Annotated in this window: 17 protein-coding genes; 9 read left to right on the forward strand and 8 right to left on the reverse strand. The window is 69.3% G+C overall.

Features of this window, described 5'->3' with window-relative positions:
• Positions 1-117 precede the first annotated feature (117 nt).
• Complete coding sequence (locus ACSQ2F_RS18560) at positions 118-1,791, forward strand: carboxylesterase/lipase family protein (RefSeq protein WP_436025508.1); 1,674 nt, start codon at positions 118-120, stop codon at positions 1,789-1,791.
• 241 nt (positions 1,792-2,032) lie between these two features.
• Here the strand turns inward: ACSQ2F_RS18560 and ACSQ2F_RS18565 are convergent, their stop codons facing one another.
• The 4 genes from ACSQ2F_RS18565 to rpe form a co-directional block, all read right to left on the reverse strand.
• Positions 2,033-2,266, reverse strand: coding sequence for a hypothetical protein (locus ACSQ2F_RS18565; protein WP_436025510.1), 234 nt, complete (start codon positions 2,264-2,266; stop codon positions 2,033-2,035).
• On the reverse strand, positions 2,263-2,580 hold the full coding sequence (locus ACSQ2F_RS18570) for a hypothetical protein (protein WP_436025512.1): 318 nt from the start codon (positions 2,578-2,580) through the stop codon (positions 2,263-2,265). Before ACSQ2F_RS18570 ends, ACSQ2F_RS18565 begins: the two co-directional genes overlap by 4 nt.
• Positions 2,581-2,704: 124 nt before the next feature.
• Positions 2,705-3,190 carry a GNAT family N-acetyltransferase gene (locus ACSQ2F_RS18575; protein ID WP_436025514.1) on the reverse strand — a complete coding sequence of 162 codons (486 nt, stop codon included), beginning with the start codon at positions 3,188-3,190 and terminating at the stop codon, positions 2,705-2,707.
• Between the two features lie 25 nt (positions 3,191-3,215).
• Entirely contained in the window at positions 3,216-3,908 is a 693-nt protein-coding gene (gene rpe / locus ACSQ2F_RS18580) for a ribulose-phosphate 3-epimerase (RefSeq protein WP_436025516.1), read from the reverse strand.
• A 79-nt stretch (positions 3,909-3,987) separates the two neighbouring features.
• Here rpe and apaG point away from each other — a divergent pair, with 79 nt between their 5' ends.
• From apaG to ACSQ2F_RS18605, 5 genes are all read left to right on the forward strand, one after another.
• Positions 3,988-4,362, forward strand: a complete 375-nt coding sequence (gene apaG / locus ACSQ2F_RS18585; protein WP_436025518.1) for a Co2+/Mg2+ efflux protein ApaG — start codon at positions 3,988-3,990, stop codon at positions 4,360-4,362.
• Entirely contained in the window at positions 4,362-6,365 is a 2,004-nt protein-coding gene (locus tag ACSQ2F_RS18590; RefSeq protein WP_436025520.1) for a site-specific recombinase, read from the forward strand. The genes apaG and ACSQ2F_RS18590 overlap by 1 nt, the downstream gene beginning before the upstream one ends.
• A gap of 130 nt (positions 6,366-6,495) precedes the next feature.
• Positions 6,496-7,674: a murein transglycosylase A gene (gene mltA, locus ACSQ2F_RS18595; RefSeq protein WP_436025522.1), complete on the forward strand. Its 1,179-nt coding sequence runs from the start codon at positions 6,496-6,498 to the stop codon at positions 7,672-7,674.
• A 133-nt stretch (positions 7,675-7,807) separates the two neighbouring features.
• Positions 7,808-8,746 (forward strand): HDOD domain-containing protein, encoded by a 939-nt coding sequence (locus tag ACSQ2F_RS18600; RefSeq protein ID WP_436025524.1) that lies wholly within the window; start codon positions 7,808-7,810, stop codon positions 8,744-8,746.
• A 128-nt stretch (positions 8,747-8,874) separates the two neighbouring features.
• On the forward strand, positions 8,875-9,618 hold the full coding sequence (locus ACSQ2F_RS18605; RefSeq protein WP_436025526.1) for a sigma-70 family RNA polymerase sigma factor: 744 nt from the start codon (positions 8,875-8,877) through the stop codon (positions 9,616-9,618).
• Positions 9,619-9,660: 42 nt separating this feature from the next.
• Here the strand turns inward: ACSQ2F_RS18605 and ACSQ2F_RS18610 are convergent, their stop codons facing one another.
• Together ACSQ2F_RS18610 and ACSQ2F_RS18615 are read right to left on the reverse strand one after the other, a co-directional pair.
• Positions 9,661-10,836, reverse strand: coding sequence for a GGDEF domain-containing protein (locus tag ACSQ2F_RS18610; RefSeq protein WP_436025528.1), 1,176 nt, complete (start codon positions 10,834-10,836; stop codon positions 9,661-9,663).
• Positions 10,837-10,927: 91 nt separating this feature from the next.
• The gene (locus ACSQ2F_RS18615; protein ID WP_436025530.1) at positions 10,928-12,067 is read right to left on the reverse strand and encodes a diguanylate cyclase domain-containing protein; all 1,140 of its coding nucleotides are present in this window, start codon (positions 12,065-12,067) and stop codon (positions 10,928-10,930) included.
• A 252-nt stretch (positions 12,068-12,319) separates the two neighbouring features.
• Here ACSQ2F_RS18615 and ACSQ2F_RS18620 point away from each other — a divergent pair, with 252 nt between their 5' ends.
• Positions 12,320-15,886 (forward strand): indolepyruvate ferredoxin oxidoreductase family protein, encoded by a 3,567-nt coding sequence (locus ACSQ2F_RS18620; protein ID WP_436025532.1) that lies wholly within the window; start codon positions 12,320-12,322, stop codon positions 15,884-15,886.
• Here the strand turns inward: ACSQ2F_RS18620 and ACSQ2F_RS18625 are convergent.
• Entirely contained in the window at positions 15,873-17,093 is a 1,221-nt protein-coding gene (locus ACSQ2F_RS18625; protein ID WP_436025534.1) for a phospholipase A, read from the reverse strand. The genes ACSQ2F_RS18620 and ACSQ2F_RS18625 overlap by 14 nt on opposite strands.
• Positions 17,094-17,319: 226 nt before the next feature.
• On the reverse strand, positions 17,320-17,907 hold the full coding sequence (locus tag ACSQ2F_RS18630; RefSeq protein WP_436025536.1) for an FxDxF family PEP-CTERM protein: 588 nt from the start codon (positions 17,905-17,907) through the stop codon (positions 17,320-17,322).
• A 296-nt stretch (positions 17,908-18,203) separates the two neighbouring features.
• On the opposite strand from ACSQ2F_RS18630, the gene ACSQ2F_RS18635 reads away from it, so the two are divergent.
• Both ACSQ2F_RS18635 and ACSQ2F_RS18640 read left to right on the forward strand, forming a co-directional pair.
• Positions 18,204-18,740 carry a cytochrome b gene (locus ACSQ2F_RS18635; protein ID WP_436025538.1) on the forward strand — a complete coding sequence of 179 codons (537 nt, stop codon included), beginning with the start codon at positions 18,204-18,206 and terminating at the stop codon, positions 18,738-18,740.
• A gap of 51 nt (positions 18,741-18,791) precedes the next feature.
• The gene (locus ACSQ2F_RS18640) at positions 18,792-19,367 is read left to right on the forward strand and encodes a YceI family protein (RefSeq protein ID WP_436025540.1); all 576 of its coding nucleotides are present in this window, start codon (positions 18,792-18,794) and stop codon (positions 19,365-19,367) included.
• Positions 19,368-19,471 lie beyond the last annotated feature (104 nt).

A 19,471-nucleotide genomic window follows, 5' to 3' on the forward strand; every position in this document is an offset into this window, starting at 1 on the left:
CAGGACAAACCCGAGTCGGCGTCGCTTCGGCCCCAAGACAGCAAACCGGTCCAAGCCCGCCGGACGCGATGTCCCTATGGTGATCGACTCGAACCATCCATCGATCGGAGACATCTCGTGGCCACTCTCACTTGGCGCAGACGTGCGCACCTCTGCCTCACCTTCGCCGCGCTCGGCACGCTGTCCGCTTGTGGGGGCGACGACGACGCCACGGCAACCGTGCCGGCAGCCGACCCGCTCGTGCGCACGACGGCCTTCGGCAAGGTGGAGGGCCTGGCCAACACCGCCAGCGCCACCTACGCCTGGCTCGGCATTCCGTACGCGCAGCCCCCGGTCGGCGCGCTGCGATGGATGCCGCCGAAGGAGCCAAGCGCCTGGACCATGCCGCTGGCCACCAAGGCCTTCGGTCGGTCGTGCGCGCAACCTGGCAGCTTCTATGCCCCGCCGAAGGCCGATGACGGCTTCAGCCGGGACATCGCCAACACCTTCGGACAGGTGATGGGCGCCGAGGACTGTCTGTCTCTCAACATCTGGCGGCCCGCCTCCGACGCGGCGCAGCTGCCCGTCATCGTCTGGTTCCACGGCGGCGCCAACACCGTGGGCTATACCAGCAACCCGGGCTACAACGGGGCGAACTTTGCGCGAATCAACAACGCCATCGTCGTGTCGGTGAACTACCGCCTCGGCGTCTTCGGCTGGCTGCGCCACCCGGCCCTGCGGGTCGACGGCGATTCGCTCGCCAACTCGGGCAACTTCGGAACGCTCGACCAGATCAAGGCCCTCGAGTTCGTGCACAACAACATCGCCGCGTTCGGCGGCGACCCGGCGAACGTCACGGTGATGGGCCAGTCGGCCGGCGCCGTGGACATCTACAGCCTCATGGTTTCGCCGCTCACGAAGGACAAGGGCTACTTCCACAAGGCCGTGGCCATGAGCGGGGGCTTGCGTCTGAACACCCTCGCGCGATCGGAAACCTACGCCCAGTCGGTCCTGAGCAAGGTGCTCGTGCTCGGCAACAAGGCCACTGCCGACAACGTCGCCACGGTGATCGCCGGCATGTCGCCTGCACAGGTCGCGCAGGCGCTGCGGGAAGCGACGCCGGAAATTCTCGTGCTGACCTCCTCCGGCCAGGCGGACAACATCGCCGATGGCACGGTGCTGCCCGAAAGCGTGGAAGCGGCAATTGCTTCCGGTGCCTACACGAACGTGCCGCTGATTTCGGGGATGACCGGCGACGAAAGCAAGATGTTCATGCAGTCGAGCTACAAGGTGAACGACGCGCAGCGCTTCCTCATGATGTTCGACTTCGACCCGGAAAACCCGACTGCGGCCGGTGCGCCCTCCGTTGCGGACATCCTCAAGCCGGAGGTCACCGTCGAGAGCTACAACGCCACGGCCGCAGCGACCACGGCCGCCACCTACGGTGCGCTCGCCAACCAGGCGCTGTCGTTGCTGTGGCCACGGCAGCCGAAGGTGTATGCCTACCACTGGCTGTGGTCGCAAGGCCCCGAGCCGTGGAAGACTCTGTACGGGGCCGGACACGGCATGGACGTGCCCTTCATGTTCGGCAACTTCGGCAAAGGCCTTTTCTCGGTGAACTACACGTTGGCCAACGCGGCTGGGCGCGAAGCGTTGTCCGAGGCCATGATGCGCAGCGTGGGCGCCTTCATGCGCACGGGTGACCCCAATCACCCAGCGCTCGGAACCACCTGGGCGCCGTGGACGCCAAGCGCTCCGAAGCGCCTGATCTTCAACGCCACACTCACCGACAAGCAGATCGCCATGGAATGATGCGGCACCGCGGGCGAGCCTCGGCAGCGGCCTGCCCGAGGTTCTCGCCCGTTCGCTCCTGCAACGCACAGGCGCATCCCCACCAGTCGCGGTGCCAGTCAGAATGTCGTGACCGATCCCCGACTGCCTCTCCCCTGAGCACCTGATGACGGCGTCGCCGTTGTAGCGCGCCCGACCGGGCCGGCCTCCGTGCCCGGGCTCGGCGCATCGATCGGGACGCCCCGGTCCGCGCGAGGACCTGTCAGGCAGCGGACTGGCGAGAACGCGTGAGCGCGTCGAACACCTGGTCCAGTTGGGCTCGGCGCTCCCGCACCTCGGCCCAGCGCCGCATGTCGGCCTCGGCCGCCTGCTCGCTGGCCGTGCCTTCGGCCAAGCCCTGCAGTTCGCCCACGATCACGTTCCACAGGACGCGTTCCTCGTCCATGAGGCTCTGGTACTCGGCGACGAGCGCCGCATGGCTGCGTCCGAAGGTCATGACAGGGAGCCGTCGCGGTTCGACAGGCGCGCTGGCCGTTGCACGGTGCTGTGGAGCGAGGGGCAAGACGATGGCGAGCCCGCTTCGCCACGGCGGAGCGTCAGCACGTCGGCCGCGGCGCGGGCGCGGCGGACGCGCAGCCCATCGAGCAGATCCTGCATGACCTGCATCATGCGCGCCAGTTGCACCGGGTCTTCACCGCGGGCCAGGTACTCGGCCAGGCGCGCCTGTTGCGTGGCCAGGTAGGTTTCGCCGATCTCGACATGCTCCTCCACCTCAAAGAGCCGCTCGTGGGCCGTGAACTCGCTGGACATGGAATGGACCTCCGTTCGAGCAGCGAATCATGAGGGCGAATGCGGCGGGCCAGGGCGGTGACCCGACGCGCTTCGGGGTTCATCGAGCTGTCATCGGCCATGGGGCGACCGCCGGGGCCTCCGCTCAGACGGCCAGCGGGCGCGCCATGTAGCAGGCGGAAGGCCCGTAGCTCGCGAGCCGCTGGTCCTGCGGGGCCGCAATCACCGGATGCGAGACGAAGCCCAACCGTTCCCAGAACGCCGCCGCGCCGCGCACCGCCACGAGGGCCGACCATCCAAGGCCCTCGCGCGCCGCCTTCAGCAGCAGGGCATCGACGAGGCGCTGGCCCACACCCTTGCCATGATGGGCAGGGTCCACGGCCAGGTCGTGCAGGTAGAGGGTGTCCGGCACGGGTGCGGGCCGGAACACGGCGTGCAAGGGCGTCACGGCGCCCAGCGCCGACCGGTAGGCCGCCAGGTAGGCGCACACCTGTCCGCCCCGTTCGGCGACCCAGCAGGTGTCGTCCGCACGTTCCAGTCGGGCGCGCAGCACCGCCTCCGGTTCGAGCAGCTCGAGCCCGTAGCAGGCCGCCTGGATGGCCATCACGGCCGGCAGGTCGGCCACCTGCATGGGGCGAAGGCGGACGTCGTGCCGCTCAGGCACGCGCCAGCTCGGCGCGCATCGCGTCGATCGCGGCCTTGTAGTCCTTGTGGGTGAAGATGGCGCTGCCGGCCACGAAGGTGTCGGCGCCGGCGTCGGCCACCTCGCGGATGTTCGTCGCCTTGATGCCGCCATCGACCTCCAGGCGGATGTCGCGCCCGCTCTGGTCGATGATGCGACGCGCCTGTTCGACCTTCTTCAACGCCGCGGGAATGAAGCTCTGCCCACCGAAGCCTGGGTTGACGCTCATGATGAGGACGAGGTCGACCTTGTCGATCACCCATTCGAGCACATCGAGCGGCGTGGCCGGATTGAACACCAGGCCCGCCTGGCAGCCCTCGGCGCGGATCAGCTGCAGCGTGCGATCGACGTGCGTGCTGGCGTCCGGGTGGAAGCTGACCAGGTCGGCGCCGGCCTTGCAGAAGGCCTGCGCCAGGGCGTCGACGGGCTGCACCATGAGGTGGACGTCGATGGGCACGCGCTGGCCGCTGGCGGTGACGGCGTGCTTGCGCAACGCTTCGCAGATCATCGGGCCGAAGGTGAGGTTGGGCACGTAATGGTTGTCCATCACGTCGAAGTGGATCCAGTCGGCGCCGGCATCGATCACCTGCCGGACTTCATCGCCCAGGCGCGCGAAATCCGCGGACAGGATGCTGGGGGCGATGCGGTATTGGGGGGCTTGGCTCATCCTGCGATTTTAGAAGTGTCCTTCCCGGGCGGCAGGCGTTTTCAGCGGTCGCATTCCTCAGCCTCCTAGAATGGCCCGGATGAGCAAGCCCGAATTCACCTGCAGTGCCGTGGTCAAGCACCTGCCCGAGCAGTCGGAGCCCGACGCCGGCCGGCACGCCTTCGCGTACACGATCACCATCCGCAACACGGGCGACATCGCCGCCCAGCTGGTCGCGCGGCACTGGATCATCACTGATGCGCAGGGCCACGTGGACGAGGTCCGTGGCCTCGCCGTGGTCGGGCAGCAGCCGCTGCTGCAGCCCGGCGAACGGTTCGAATACACCAGCTGGACCCTGATCGCGAGCCCGCAAGGCAGCATGCGGGGCACCTTCTTCTGCATGACCGAGGATGCCCATCCCTTCGAGGCCGACGTGCCCGAGTTCGGCCTCGCCCTGGCCTCCGCGCTCCATTGATGCTGGGCCTCAAGAAAGCGATGGCCCGCGCCCCGGGGCCATGGGATCTCAGCGCGCTCCTGACGGGCGCGGACGCCGAGGCCGCGCTGCCCGAGCGCCACCTGTGGCTCGTTCGCCTGCTCGAATGGTTGCGCCACGCCCCCCTCCCGCAGCAGCAGACCCCGACACCGATCCTGCGCCTGCGCCACCTGCTCAATGTGCTGGAACGCAATCCGCAGCATGAGGTGCAGGTGCGGCTCGTGCTGCAGCGCTTCTGGGAGGAAGTCGACACCGCGGCGCTGCTGGCCGACTTCGGCTTCGCGCCCCGCATGGACCTGATCGGCGAGGTGGGCCAGCGCCTGCGGCTGCGCCTGATGCCGGGCACGCCGGACACGCGCGACCTGGCCGAGTTGTTCTACCTGCTGTTCCCCGAGGCGAGCGATGCGGAGTGGCTGGAGGCCATCGACCCGGCCACGCTGCTGCGCCTGATCGGGTTGCTCACCCCGGCGGACGGCACGCGGGTGAACTGGAAGGCGCCCTTCCTCGACGCGATCATGTTCCTGGCGGCCTCGGTGCGCTCGCTGGGGTTCTCTCCCTCGATCCGCGCACGCATGAGCCGCGATCTGCTCGTCGACCAGCCCTTCCGCCAGCTGGCGCGCGTGGCGGAAGACGTGCGCGAGCATGCGGAGTCCGGGAATGCGGAGGCCCTGCTCACCTCCGCGCAATACCTGCGCGCGTTGCTGCACACCTGCCGGCGCTGTGCCGACAGCGTGCACGACCACCTCGAGGACCATGGCGTCTCGGTCGGCCTGGTGTTCGAGCTGGACCAGCTCGACCAGCGAACCCACCGCATCGAGGACCTGCTCAACTGCGTGCTGAGCACGACCCCGGGCACCGAGATCACCCGCCTGCTTGCCCAGCTGGTGCGCACCGCCGACGAGCGGCGCAGCCTGCGCGCCCTCTTCGCCCGCCACTACTCGCTGCTCGCCCGCAAGGTGGCCGAGCGCAGTGCCGAGACCGGCGAGCACTACATCACCCGCGACCGCAGCGCCTACGTGAGCATGCTGAAGGCGGCGGCCGGCGGGGGAGCCGTACTGGCCGGCACCACCCTGATGAAGTTCTTCGTCATGGCCCTTGGCCTGACGGCGTTCTGGGCGGGCTTCTGGGCCGGGATCAACTACGCCGGCAGCTTCGTGCTGATCCACCTGGCCCACTGGACGGTCGCCACCAAGCAGCCCGCCATGACGGCGCCGGCCATGGCCGAGAAACTGCGCGACGTCTCGAACGACGAGGCGGTGGAAGGTTTCGTCGACGAAGTGGCCCACCTCATCCGCTCGCAGGCGGCCGGCATTCTCGGCAACCTGTCGGTCGTGGCGCCGGTGGTGCTGGGCGTGCAGCTGGCTGCCAATGCGGTCTTCGGTCGCCCGCTGGTGGGTGCCGCCGACGCCGAGCACGTGCTGGAATCGCTCACCCTGCTGGGCGGCACACCCTTCTACGCCGCCTTCACGGGCGTTCTGCTCTTCACGAGCTCCATCATCGCCGGCTGGGTGGAAAACTGGTTCGTGTGGCACCGGCTCGACAGCGCCATTGCGTGGAACCCCCGCATCGTGGCGCGCCTGGGCCGCCACCGCGCCCAGCGCTGGGCGGAGTACTGGCGGCACAACATCTCGGGCTTCACCTCCAACATCTCGCTCGGCCTGATGCTGGGCATCGTGCCGGCCGTCGCGGCCTTCTTCGGCCTGCCCATCGAGGTGCGCCACGTCACGCTGTCCACCGGCCAGCTGGCCGCGGCGGCGGGCGCGCTCGGGCTCGACATCCTGCACGACCCGGCGTTCTGGTGGTGCATCGCCGGCATCGCGGTGACCGCGGTGCTGAACCTGAGCGTGAGCTTCCTGCTCGCCTTCAAGGTCGCACTGCGCTCGCGCGGCATCCGCCTGCGCGACCGGAGCCGCATCTACCAGGCGATCCGGTCGCGGCTGTGGCGCCGCCCGATGAGCTTCATCGCGCCGCCGCGGCCGCGTTGACGGCATGCCAACTCATTCGGCAGCGTCGTCGTCCCGCCGCTCTCCGCCGCGCCGGCCGGAGAACATCGTCCACCAGACGATCAACACCAACACGGCAAGCGCCGCCAGCGCTTCCAGCAAGATCAGACCCATGATTCAGTTCCTTCCCCGCGTGCGATCACTCCGACCCGCACTGGGCGCCCTCATTCTAGGGCTGCTCGCCGCCTGTGCCTCCGACCCTGAAGGACCCCCGGCCCCGGTCGAGGAACGGTCACCCGCCGGCACGCCCGGCGTCGGCGCCGCACCGGGCGCCGCGCGCGACAGCGCCGCCATCGTGCGGCCGCGCGCGCGGTGGACCGCCGCGCAATGGAGCGACCTGCCGGGCTGGGAGCGCGACGCCACGTCCGAACTGTGGCCTGCGCTGCTGCGCGGCTGCGAACGGCCCGCGCCCGACTGGAGCCGCGTGTGCGAGGAAGCCCGAGGAGCAGGCGTGCTCAGCGACGCTGCTGCCCGCCTGTGGCTGCGCCAGCGGCTGCAGCCGTGGCGCGTCGAGACGCTGGAGGGCGCGACCGAAGGTCTCATCACCGGCTACTTCGAGCCGCTCATCGAAGCCAGCCGCGTCGCCCGCGGCCCGTTCCGCGTGCCGCTGCATGCGCCCCCGAAGGACCTGGCCAGCCGCAACCCCTACTGGACACGGCAACAGCTCGACACCCTGCCCGCCGCGCGCGCGGCGCTGCAGGGCCGGGAGCTGGCGTACGTGGCCGACCCGCTGGACGCGCTGGTGCTCCAGATCCAGGGCTCCGGCCGACTGCAGCTGCAGGAATCCGACGGCGGCCAGCGGCTCGTGCGTGCGGCGTTCGCCGCGCACAACAACCAGCCTTACAAGTCGGTCGGGCGCTGGCTGATCGACCAGGGCGAGATCCGGGCCGACCAGGCCTCCTGGCCCGGCATCAAGGCCTGGGCCCAGCGCAACCCGAAGCGGGTGAACGAGCTGCTCTGGAGCAACCCCCGGACGGTGTTCTTCCGTGAAGAGCCGCTGCCCGACCCCAGCGTCGGCCCGCGCGGCGCGCAAGGGGTTCCCTTGACGCCTGGCCGCTCCATCGCCGTCGACCCGCAGAGTATTCCCTATGGCACGCCGGTGTGGCTGGACACCACCGAGCCGCTGTCGAGCCAGCCGCTGCAACGGCTCGTCATGGCCCAGGACACCGGCTCGGCCATCGTGGGTGCCGTGCGCGCTGACTACTTCTGGGGCTGGGGCGCACAGCCCGAGCAGCAGGCAGGACGGATGAAGCAGGGCCTTCGCATGTGGGTGCTCTGGCCGCGCTCCTGAGCCCCGATCCAGCGGCGATACTGGCGGCCTGTCCACTCCGTTGCGCGCCGCCATGCCAAGCTGGGTCCGCCGCGTTGCCCGCCGATTCCGAAGCGACGCCCCGTCGGCCCCGCCGCTTTCCACGCCATCGGTCTTGGCCGCTCAGGCGCCGGCCGCCGACACCTGCCCGCAGGACCGGGACAGCGAGCTCTTCGACTGGCTGCTCGACCTTCCGGCGGCGCAGGTCGGGTCCGTCGCATCGACGCTGACGCCGCATGAGGCCGCCTGGCTGTCGACCGTGGATGCGCTCGTCGCCTCTGACGCTCGGCGCGGCGACCTGCTCCCCATGGCCGCCGGCATCATTCCGCCCTTGCTGGCCAGCCTTCGAGACGACCTGCAGACGGCGCAGTCGACGGCGGCCCAGCTGGCACGCGACAGCCATCTCGTTGCCGAAGTCATGAGCCGTGCGAACAGCGCGGCCGCACAAGGCGGCCGGCCGCTGTCGTCCCTGACCGAGGCGGTTCAACGCATCGGCATCCTCGGGGTGCGACAGTCCATCTCCCGGGTGGTGCTCAAGCCGATGTTCGCGCCGCAGCGCGGTTCGCTCACCCGCACCAGCACCGAGCGCCTCTGGCAGCATGCCAGCGCGCAGTCCGAGCACTGCGTGGCGCTTGCACAGGTCGCTCAGGTCGACGGCTTCGATGCGTGCCTCGGCGGCCTGCTGCACAACACCGGCTGGCTGGCCGGGCTGCGGGCGCTGGAACGCGCCTTCGTCGACCATCCGGCGCCGCAGTCCCATCGCTTCAGCGAAGCCTTCAAGACCGCTTTCGCTCAGCGACGCCATCGGCTCTTCGCGGCCTTCGTAACCGACTGGCAGCTCAGCCCCGGCCTGCTGGCCGCCGCGCGGGCCGTGCGTGAGGCACAAGGCTTCGAGCAGGCAAAGGAAGCGCTGGCATGCGTGCTGTGGCAAGGCAACCTGCGTGCATCGGAGCAGGTGTTGACGAGCGCGGGCCGTCGGCTCGCGCCACGGCCGACCGAGCCCTCGTCCACCCCTGCAACGAAGCCTGCGCCCGCCTCGACGGACGGCGCCTGACGGCTTGGAAGGCCGATGCCGACGGGGTTGCGGGCCGTCGGTAGTGAAACACCAAACCCATGCAGCGGGGCAGGGTGTCGATCGGGCGATATGCTGAAAGCGCAGCAGTCCACCGGCCCCGCCTACAGTTGAACCCCAAGGTCCTTCCCCCCGATGCCCACGAGCGCACCGTGCGGCTGCTCGAGCACAAGCCCCTCGTCCGCCGCATCGCCAACCGCATGATGTCGCGCCTGCCGGCGAGCGTCGAGATGGACGAGCTGATGCAGGCGGGGATGATCGGCCTCGATGAAGCCATCTCGCGCTTCGAGGAGGGCCGCGGCGCCACCTTCGACACCTATGCGTCCCGACGCATCGAAGGGTCGATGCTGGACGCCCTGCGGGCCAACGACGAGCTCTCCCGCCAGGTGCGTCGCCAGCAGCGGCTGATCCGCGCTGCCGTGCAACAGCTCGAGCATCGGCTCGGCCGCGCGCCGCGCGCCAAGGAAGTGGCGAACGAACTCGGGTGGACGCTGGAGGTGTTCTACAAGGCGATGCTGGAGGCGGGCGCCGCACCGACACGCCTCGAGGACGAGGCCCTCGAACCGCCCGCGGACGAGTTCAATGGCAGCGGCAGCGCCGCCCCGGGCAGCCTGGGCATCATCGACGAGCACGCCGATCCCCAGCGCCTGCTGCAACGTCAGCAGCGCCACGAGGCCCTGACCCGCGCCTTCGACGAGCTGCTGCCCCAGGAGCGCGCCGTGATGGAAATGATCTACGCGCGCGAGCTCGACCTGAGCGAGGTGGGGCAGGCGCTCGGAGTGAGCGCCTCGCGGGCCTCGCAGATCCACCAGGCGACGGTGGCCAAGCTGCGGCGGCGCATGCGCGAGTGGTGAGCAGCGCGACGCCGCCCTGGCCGGGCCGCCGTTGAGTTCCGGCTAGGCGACGTGGTCGACGGCGCCTTCGGCAGCGGCAGCGTCAACCCCACCTTCGCCTTCACCATCGACGACGGTGCAGTTGCGTCCCTGCACCTTGGCACGGTACATCGCGCGGTCGGCCCGCTCCACACCCGCCTCCACCTCCTCGATCGGCATCAGCTCGGCGACGCCACCGGAGAACGTGACCCGCAGGCCCGGGGCGATCGCGTCGGCCGACAGGCTCGCCAGGCGGCCGCGCATGCGTTCCACGCAGGCAGCGGCTTCCGTGGCGGTCGTGTCCGGCAGGATGACGAGGAACTCCTCGCCACCCCAGCGGCCCATGACGTCGACCTCGCGCAGGCTGTCCCGGGTGAGCTGGGCGAAGGTCTTCAGCGCCAGGTCACCGCCGCCGTGGCCATAGGTGTCGTTGATGCGCTTGAACCAGTCGATGTCGAGCAGCGCCACCGACAAGGGCTGACCGGTGCGGCGCTGGCGAGCCTTCTCGATGGCCATCAGCTCGACCATGTGGCGGCGGTTGGAAAGGCCGGTGAGTTCGTCCTGGCGGGCGAGCAGACGGATCTGCTCGAGCGCATGTTCCAGTTCGCGCTTCTGCTGGTGCAGGCGCTGACGCAGACCCGCCATGCGCGATGTGAGTGTCGCGACCGCGGCCAGCGTGATGACGGCAAAGAGCAGGTGCACCGCCTCCACCTCCGGCGGGTAGCGCGCCGGCTCGGTCCAGCCCTTCCAGACCATCGTGGCGCCGAGCAGCGCACAGGCAAACACCGCCAGGCGCCGGGCCTGGCGCGGACGCAGCGCGAACATCCCGAACACGAGGATCATCACCATCAACGACATGACCGCCCCGCGTGCCGGGCCGGTGATGGCATAGGAGCCGGTCGCGGCCAGCACGCCCAGCACCATCTGTGGCAGGGTCAGTGACGGATCGTCGGACAAGCGCTGGTTCAGGCCCGACCGGATCACGAGATGGAACCCGAGGGCGCCCGTCATGTAGAAGGCCGTGAGCAGCATCGAGGCCGTCGCATCGACCAGGCCGGCGCGCACCTCGGCGTACTGCACCAGCGCGAAGGCGGTGTACACGACGACCGCCAGCAGGGACTGGGACGCGCGCAGCCGCTGTGCACCGGTCTGCGGACCGAGCCAGGCCAGGGACAGGCGGGGGATACCGAGGGTTGCCATATCCCCGCGATATCGTCGCGGCAGGTGCCGACTTGAGGGGACGCGACCCGGGCGGGTCGCTCGCCGTGCGCAATGCACGATCGGCGGCGGCTCAGCCCAGCACGACGTGGCCTGAGGTGGACGCCTGAGCGTTCTGCAAGGCGATCTCGGCCCGTTCGACGGTCTGGGCGACCGTCTCGCCGGCACGGTGTTCGCTGACGCCGACCGAAAAGCCGGCGTGGCCCGGCAGCCCCGGGTCGGCTGTCACGCGGCGCATCCGTTCGCGCAGACGCTCGACGCTCAGGCGCGCCATCGAGGAGCGGGTGTCGGAGAGCATCAACAGGAACTCGGCGCCGCGCCAGCGCGCCAGCAGGTCCGAGATGCGGATCACCGGCAAGGCTTCCTGGGCGAAGCCGCGCAGCAGTTGATCGGCCGCCGCGGGCCCGCGGGTGGCTTCCACGGTGGCGTGTTCGTCCAGGCTGATGAGGGCGATGCAGAAGGTCTGGCCTGAGCGCACACCGCGCTGGCGCTCCTGCTCCATCAGTTCGAGCATGTGCCGTCGGTTGATGAGGCCGGTGAGTTCGTCCCGGGTGGCCAGCGACTGGATGCGCGCCAGCGCCACCGCGATGTCCTTTTTCTGGCGCCGCAGCCGCTCGCGCATCCGGCTCAACTGGCCGGTGAGCAAGGCCACCGCGGGCACCATGACGGCGATCATGATGAAGTGGCTGATCTCGATCTCGGGCACGAAGACCTGCGGGCGCCACGCGCTCATCGCGCCCATCGTCGCCCCCATCAGCAGCACGGCGAACACCCCGACCCGCCAGATCTGCCGCGCGGTCAGGGCGTACATGCCGAACATGAAGATGACCATCAGGATGGGGAAGGCACCGCCCCGTCCTGCACCCGCGATGGCGTAGGCCGCGGCACCGCACACGATGCCGAAGACCATCTGGGGCACGGTCAGCGACGGTTCTTCGAACGCCATGTTGCCGCCGCCGCGGATCATGATGAAGAACCCGAGGTAGCCGCCGATCAGCACGGTGGCCCAGGCGCTCACGGCCAGCGGGTCGGCAATGCCTGTTGCAGCGAGGTACGCCATGTTGAGGGCGCTGCAGGCGCCCAGCAGCAGGGCGACGCTGCACTGCACCAGGCGCAGCCGCTGCTTGGCGTCCGTGCCGAGCAGCCAGCGCGCGACCCGACCGCGAACCAGTCGCTGGCGCAGCGCCCGGATCAGCACGTCACCTCGCGTCACGTCGTTAACCGCTTGTGCAGCGCAGCACGGACGCCCTGACCCATTCCAGCGGAGATCTCAGGCGACATGGCATCGGGCCCAGGCGGACGAAGCTGCGGAGCCCGAATTATTGCCGTTGCAGGCGGCGGCAGCCAAGAAAACGTGGACCCACACGGGATTGCGAAGTCCCTACACTGGTGTCGCTGTCCCGCAGGGTGCCGGACAGCCGCCCGGGCCACAAGCCGCGGGTGCCGCGAAATCAGGAGACACCAGATGAACGCACCGCTCCCCGAATCCGTCCGCCGCGCGCTCGAGCATGTGACGCTCGACGACAAGTACCGGCTCGCCCAAGGGCGTGCCTTCATGAGCGGCGTGCAGGCGCTCGTGCGCCTGCCGATGCTCCAACGCACGCGCGACGCGATGCAGGGCCTCAATACGGCCGGCTTCATCAGCGGCTACCGCGGCTCGCCGCTGGGCACGTACGACCAGGCGCTGTGGCAGGCGCGCGAGCACCTGGCCGCGCAGCAGATCGTCTTCCAACCCGGCGTCAACGAAGAGCTAGGCGCCACCGCCGTCTGGGGCACGCAGCAGCTGGACCTGTACCCGGCCTCACGCCGCTTCGACGGCGTCTTCGGGCTCTGGTACGGCAAGGGCCCGGGCGTGGACCGCTGTGCCGACGTGTTCAAGCACGCCAACATGGCGGGCACGGCGCGCCACGGCGGCGTGGTCGCCGTCGCCGGCGACGATCACATCGCCAAGAGCAGCACTGCGGCGCACCAGAGCGACCACATCTTCAAGGCTTGCGGGCTGCCCGTTTTCTTTCCGAGCAGCGTGCAGGAGATCCTCGACTTCGGCCTGCACGCCTTCGCATTGAGCCGTTTTGCGGGCGTCTGGGCGGCCATCAAGACCATCCAGGAGGTGGTGGAGTCGTCCACCACGGTTGATGTCGATCCGGACCGGGTGCGCATCGTGCTGCCCGAGGATTTCGAGATGCCCCCCGGCGGCCTGCACATCCGCTGGCCCGACCCTCCGCTGGAGCAGGAAGCCCGGCTGATGGACCACAAGTGGTACGCCGCACTCGCCTACATCCGCGCCAACCGGTTGAACCACAGCACGGTCTCCTCGCCCCACGACCGCTTCGGCCTGATCGCCAGCGGCAAGGCCTACAACGACACCCGACAGGCGCTGCACGACCTCGGCCTCGACGACGCGGACTGCGCTCGCCTGGGCATCCGGCTGCACAAGGTCGGGGTGGTGTGGCCGCTCGAGGCCACGATCACCCGGGACTTCGCGCAGGGCCTGCAGGAGATCCTCGTGGTCGAGGAAAAGCGCCAGGTCATCGAGTACCAGGTCAAGGAAGAGCTGTACAACTGGCGGCCGGACGTGCGGCCGAACGTGCTGGGCAAGTTCGACGAGGCCGAGGGCGACCGCAGCGGCGGCGAGTGGTCGCAACCCAACCCCAGCGGCAACTGGTTGCTGCGCGCCCAGGCCGACCTCACCCCGGCCATCATCGCGCGCGCCATCGCGCGGCGCTTGCGCAAGCTGGGCGTGGACCGTGACACCGCTGCCCGCATGGACGCCCGCGTCGCGCTCATCGATGCCAAGGAGCGCAGCCTGCAGGTGCAGCAGGTGCAGAGCGGGGAACGCACCCCCTTCTATTGCAGCGGTTGCCCGCACAACACCAGCACGCGGGTGCCCGAGGGTTCGCGCGCGCTGGCCGGCATCGGTTGCCACTACATGGTGCTGTGGATGGACCGCAGCACCAGCACCTTCACGCAGATGGGCGGCGAAGGCGTGCCCTGGGTGGGACAGGCTCCCTTCACCACCGACCGGCATGTGTTCGCGAACCTCGGGGACGGCACCTACTTCCACTCCGGGCTGCTGGCCGTCCGGCAGAGCATCGCGGCGCGGGTGAACATCACCTACAAGATCCTCTTCAACGATGCGGTGGCCATGACGGGAGGCCAGCCGGTGGACGGCACCTTGCGCGTGCCCGAGATGACCCGCGAACTCGAGGCCGAGGGCGTGCGCCGCATCGTCGTGGTGACCGACGAGCCGGACAAGTACGACGAGGTGCGGGGCCGCCTGGCCCCCGGGGTCACGGTGCACCACCGGGACGAGCTCGATGCACTGCAGCGCGAACTGCGCGAGCTCGAGGGCTGCACCGTCCTCATCTATGACCAGACCTGCGCCACCGAGAAGCGTCGCCGGCGCAAGCGCGGCACGATGGCCGATCCCGCGCGCCACGTCGTGATCAACGAACTGGTGTGCGAAGGCTGCGGCGACTGTTCGGTGAAAAGCAACTGCCTGAGCGTGGAGCCGGTCGAAACCGAGTTCGGCCGCAAGCGCCGCATCAACCAGAACACCTGCAACAAGGACTACAGCTGCCTGAGCGGCTTTTGCCCGAGCTTCGTGACGGTGGAGGGCGGCAAGCCTCGGCGCCCCAAGGCCGCGGCACGGGCGGATGCGGGCGGGCTGCCCTCGCTGCCCGAGCCGCAACTGCCTGCGGCGGATTCGGCCTGGGGCATCGTCGTGGCCGGCATTGGCGGCACCGGCGTCATCACCATCGGCCAGCTCCTCGGCATGGCAGCGCACCTGGAAGGCAAGGGCGTGGTGACGCAGGACGCGGCGGGCCTCGCCCAGAAGGGCGGCAGCACCTGGAGCCACATCCAGATCGCCGATCGACCGGAGGCCATTCACACGACCAAGGTCGGCACCGCCGAGGCCGATCTGGTCATCGCCTGCGACCCCATCGTGGCCTCCGATCGACAAACGGTGGCGGTGATGCGCCGCGGCCGCACCTTCGTCGCCCTCAACACCCACGGTGCGCCGACGGCCAGCTTCGTGCGCGACCCGAACTGGCAGTTTCCGTCGGCCCGCTGCGAGGCTGCCATCGTTGAAGCCGCCGGGCCGTCGCACGTCGGCGCCTTCGACGCGGAGCGCGCGGCGGTGCAGCTGGTGGGCAACTCCATCTACACCAACCCCCTGATGCTCGGTTTCGCCTGGCAGAAGGGCCTGGTGCCGCTGTCGCTGGCCTCGCTGATGCGAGCGATCGAGCTGAACGGCGTGCAATCCGAGTTGAACCAGGCTGCCTTCGAATGGGGCCGCCACATCGCACACCACCCGGAGGCGGTGGAGGCGCTCATGGCACCCGCCGCCCAGGTGGTGCAGCTGCACCGGCGGCCGCGTCTCGAAGACACCGTGGCCCGCCGCGTGGAGTTCCTCGCCGGGTACCAGAACCGCCGCTATGCCGACGACTACCTCGCCTTCGTCAACCGGGTGCGTGCGGCCGAGTCGGCGCTCGGATCGAACGACCAGTTCAGCCAGGCGGTCGCGCGCAACCTCTTCAAGCTGATGGCGTACAAGGATGAGTACGAAGTCGCCCGGCTGCACACCGATCCCGCCTTCACGGCGCACATCCGGGAGCGCTTCGAAGGGGACTACAAGCTGCAGCACCACCTGGCGCCGCCGCTGTGGGCGCGCCGCGGGCCGGACGGGCAGCCGGTGAAACGCGCCTACGGGCCCTGGATGCGCCAGGCGTTCACGGTCCTCGCGCGGCTTAAGGGGCTGCGGGGCACGCCGTTCGATCCGTTCGGGTACGCCGAGGAGCGCCGCACCGAGCGCGCCCTCATCATGGCGTACCGCGAGCGCATCGAATCGTTGCTGCCGGGGCTGCGGCCGCACAACCTTGCCCTGGCGACTCGGATCGCCAGCGTGCCGGACGAGATCCGCGGCTATGGCCATGTGAAGGCGCGCCACCTGGCAGCGGCGCGGGAACATGAGGCACGCCTGGTGGCCGAATGGCATCAGGCCCCGGAGCCCGGGTTCAAAACTGCATGAAGCTGACGCCGGCCCCCAGGCTGTTCTGCTTGAAGTTGTAGTCGGTCAGGGTTTCGCCGTAACCGGAGAAGCCCTGCACGTACCAGCGCAGGCCGTTCGGCTGGTCGGCGAAGACCGGGTACGTCCATTCCAGTTGCCAGGCGCCGCGCTTCGCGCTGGACAGCGAGGTGCGCCAGCTGAGCAGCGTGGTGGCCGCCCCGCGGCTCCACGCCAGTTGCAACTCGCCCCGCCCGCGGTAGTGGAGCAGGTCGGGGTTGTTGTCGCTGGAGACGTCTTCGGAGAGGCGGTAGTTGTAGCGCCCGGTGAGCGCCCAGTTGCCCCACTCGAAACCGGTACCCAGGTAGATGCGGTTCCAGCTGCGCGACAGCGGGTCGGACTGGCCGTTCGACTGGTGGGCGAGCGCCGCCTGCACATAGCGCCATTGCGGCCCGCCCGGCAGTTCCCGAAGCCCCTTGGGCACCGGCACCATGAAGATGACCTCGGGTTCGTAGTCGGTGTTGCGGAAGGGCTTGGAATCGGTGCCGTTCCAGATCTGCCACATCACCTGCTGGGTGAAGCCCAGCCAGACGTCGGCGTTGTCGAGCAGCACGTCCTGGGCGATCTTGGTTCGCAGCGAGAGCTGGAACTTCGCTTCCAGCTTGCGGTAGGCCGGCAATGACACGGCCGCCTGGGTGGGTGACTGGGGCGAGCGGTTGATGTGGCTCGTCACATGCACCGGCATGACGTAGTTAGTGCGGTAGCCAGTGAAGTTGAAGGTGCCGCGCTTGTCCTCGGGATCGAGTTCCCAGAAGCGTGACAGGACGCTGGCCGTGCCGGCCCGGGCGGACGGCGCCGCGGTGGCGGGAGACACCGGCACATCCTTGGGCGCGAGCAGCGAAGCAGATGGGGGCGTGTCCGGCGTGACGGGAGGTGGCGCCGAAGGCGCGCGGCCCGCCAGGCGGTCGTAACAGGCGAGTCGATCGGCAGCCGGACCGATGCTGGCGCAGTACTCGAGGGAATCGGGTGGCTCGGCCGAAGCGGCTGCAGTGGCAAGGCCAAGCATGGAGGCCAGCAGCAGGCCGCGAGGCAAGAGAGGCCGGGCGACCGCGTCCTGGGCTGAACCGCGGGGGGAATCGGGCCGATGACGCCGGGCCAACTGCACGGGAAGTGACATCCAACCCGCCAGGTTCAAGCGGGAGACGGGTGCGACGAGCAAGGCGTACGGCATGCGGCGGGATGAGGGCGAGGGACGGGATTGGCGGAGATGGTAGACCGCCTTCACGCCGCCCGCATGACACGACGTGAAGGGCGGATTCCGAGCCGCCGCCACGGCCGCGGCCCGGGCCGTCACCACCATCGCGCGCCGGGATGAAACCTGTGCCGGCATGCGGCTGCACGCCGGACGGGTAGCACCCTGCCGATCGAGGGGCGACGGTCCGTGCCGCGTCGGACGGTCAGGCGGCCGCGCTGCCGGCAGACCGGCGCTTGCGCGCGGCGGCGCCGATGCCGACCAGACCCACGGCCATCAGGGCCCACGCGGCCGGTTCGGGCACCGGCGCTGCCACGTCGAAGCGCAGCTGACCGGTGTAGCTGCTGGTCGGTGCAGGCGCGCTGCCTTGCACCAGCCCCTGCACGAGGAGCCCGTAGGTGCCGGCGCCAAGGCGCAGGCCGTTGTAGCTGGCGGTCTTCTCGAACAGACCGTCGGAACCGTCGACCGGAGACGTAGAAGCGACAGCAAAACGTACAAACTGGCCAGCGCCGACATAAAGGTCGGACCAGAGGTTCGACGCACCGCTCACGTCCTGGCCAAACACGTTGCTGACCGCGCCCGTGAGGTTCAACGACGAGCCTTCTGCCACCGTGAAGGTGTACTTGTCGTAGAACCAGCCGCTCAGGCCATCGTTGAAGATGTCGATGGTCTGCGAAGCAGAGATGACGCCGAGCGCGAACGTGTCAGCCTGCGCCGGCACGGCGGCAGAAATGCCGGCGGCCGCCATCATCGCGGCGACCAGCCGTTTGGGGAACAACTTCTTCCTGGACATCAGATCCTCCTGGGCATGGCCCGATTGCTACGGATGGCGCACGCTGATGCAAAAGCCGAGCCACCTTTGGCCGGCCCCCTGATGCGAGGCCGCGCTCGGTGCCTCGCGAGGCTCCGGATGGGCTGCGCCAGCGCGACACGACGGGCGGACCCGACCCCCGTTTTTTTTGAATGCCCACAACAAGTCGCGTGAAAGCAGCGTCACGACGAACCCTCTACATTCCAGTTCTGCGCTGCAGGCGCGTGCTGCCCGCCGGCGGCCCGCCGCCGCCCTTGCCCCTTGCCACAGGTGACCCGATGAAGCCCCAACCCGGCCGCTATACCCCGACCGCCATCGTGCTGCACTGGCTGCTGGCGATCGCCATCGTGATCTCCTTCTGCGTCGGCTTCTACATGAGCGACCTGCCGGTCTCGCCGCAACGCCTCAAGCTGTACAACTGGCACAAGTGGGCGGGCGTCACCATCCTTGCCCTGTCGGCGCTTCGCCTGCTGTGGCGCCTGGGCCACCGCCCGCCGGCCGACCTGGCCATGCCCGGATGGCAACAGGCGGCAGCCCACTGGACCCACCGCGCCCTCTACCTGCTGTTCTTCGCCGTGCCGCTCGTGGGCTGGGCCTACAGTTCGGCCGCCGGGTTTCCGATCGTGCTGTTCGGCGTGCTGCCGTTGCCCGACTTCGTTCCCCAGGACAAGGCGCTGTCCCTGCTGATCAAGCCCTGGCATGCATACCTGGCGTACGCGCTCGCGACGCTGGTCGTTCTCCATGTCGCTGGCGCGCTCAAGCACCACTTCGTTGACCGCGACGGGCTTCTGTCGCGCATGCGCCTGGGCCGCTGAGCCACGTCGCCGCCCCTCGATTTCCCTGCATCACCTTCACCCAAGGATCCCATGTCACCCACCCGACGCCTTGTGTTCACTGCCCTGGCCAGCCTCCTGGTCAGCGCCCCTCTGGCCGTCCAGGCCCAGCAGAAACTGGTTCCCGCCCAGAGCAGCATCACCTTCACCACCAAGCAGATGGGCTCGCCGGTGGATGGCAGCTTCCGCAAGTTCGACGCTCAGGTGGCGTTCGATCCGAAGCGGGCTGAAGCGGCCCGGATCGCCTTCACCGTGGACCTGGCGAGCGTCTCCTTCGGCGCGGCCGAGACCGAAGCCGAGGTGGCCAAGGCCGACTGGTTCAACACCAAGGCTTTCCCCCAGGCGACCTTCCAGTCGAGTTCGGTCAAGGCCCTGGGCGGCGGCAAGTTCGAGGTGCGAGGCCAGCTCGGCATCAAGGGCGCCACCAAGGAGATCGTCGTGCCGGTCACGCTGACCCAATCGGGCGCCATCACCACGGCCACCGGGGCCTTCACCCTCAAGCGCCTCGAGTACCGCATCGGCGACGGCGACTGGAAGGACACCTCCATGGTCGCCGACGACGTGCAGGTGCGACTGAAGCTGGCGCTCACCGGCGTCGCCGCCGTGTGACCACCGCGCAGCCAACCGTCGACGCGCACTGAACCTTCTGCCGTTGGCCCGCTCTCTCGACGTCGGCCTCGCCCGCGCCGTGCCGATCGGCCGCCGGCGCTCTC

Origin of the sequence: Rhizobacter sp. LjRoot28 (genome assembly GCF_964253025.1) — a bacterium.
GTDB lineage: Bacteria > Pseudomonadota > Gammaproteobacteria > Burkholderiales > Burkholderiaceae_C > Rhizobacter.

Excerpts from the sequence above, each read along its gene's own strand:
- rpe (WP_436025516.1), bottom strand. The coding sequence starts at position 3,908 with ATGAGCCAAGCCCCCCAATACCGCATCGCCCCCAGCATCCTGTCCGCG.
- ACSQ2F_RS18610 (WP_436025528.1), bottom strand. The coding sequence starts at position 10,836 with ATGGCAACCCTCGGTATCCCCCGCCTGTCCCTGGCCTGGCTCGGTCCG.
- ACSQ2F_RS18635 (WP_436025538.1), top strand. The coding sequence starts at position 18,204 with ATGAAGCCCCAACCCGGCCGCTATACCCCGACCGCCATCGTGCTGCAC.
- ACSQ2F_RS18570 (WP_436025512.1), bottom strand. The coding sequence starts at position 2,580 with ATGTCCAGCGAGTTCACGGCCCACGAGCGGCTCTTTGAGGTGGAGGAG.
- mltA (WP_436025522.1), top strand. The coding sequence starts at position 6,496 with ATGATTCAGTTCCTTCCCCGCGTGCGATCACTCCGACCCGCACTGGGC.
- ACSQ2F_RS18630 (WP_436025536.1), bottom strand. The coding sequence starts at position 17,907 with ATGTCCAGGAAGAAGTTGTTCCCCAAACGGCTGGTCGCCGCGATGATG.
- ACSQ2F_RS18565 (WP_436025510.1), bottom strand. The coding sequence starts at position 2,266 with ATGACCTTCGGACGCAGCCATGCGGCGCTCGTCGCCGAGTACCAGAGC.
- apaG (WP_436025518.1), top strand. The coding sequence starts at position 3,988 with ATGAGCAAGCCCGAATTCACCTGCAGTGCCGTGGTCAAGCACCTGCCC.
- ACSQ2F_RS18620 (WP_436025532.1), top strand. The coding sequence starts at position 12,320 with ATGAACGCACCGCTCCCCGAATCCGTCCGCCGCGCGCTCGAGCATGTG.
- ACSQ2F_RS18640 (WP_436025540.1), top strand. The coding sequence starts at position 18,792 with ATGTCACCCACCCGACGCCTTGTGTTCACTGCCCTGGCCAGCCTCCTG.
- ACSQ2F_RS18590 (WP_436025520.1), top strand. The coding sequence starts at position 4,362 with ATGCTGGGCCTCAAGAAAGCGATGGCCCGCGCCCCGGGGCCATGGGAT.
- ACSQ2F_RS18575 (WP_436025514.1), bottom strand. The coding sequence starts at position 3,190 with ATGCAGGTGGCCGACCTGCCGGCCGTGATGGCCATCCAGGCGGCCTGC.
- ACSQ2F_RS18625 (WP_436025534.1), bottom strand. The coding sequence starts at position 17,093 with ATGCCGTACGCCTTGCTCGTCGCACCCGTCTCCCGCTTGAACCTGGCG.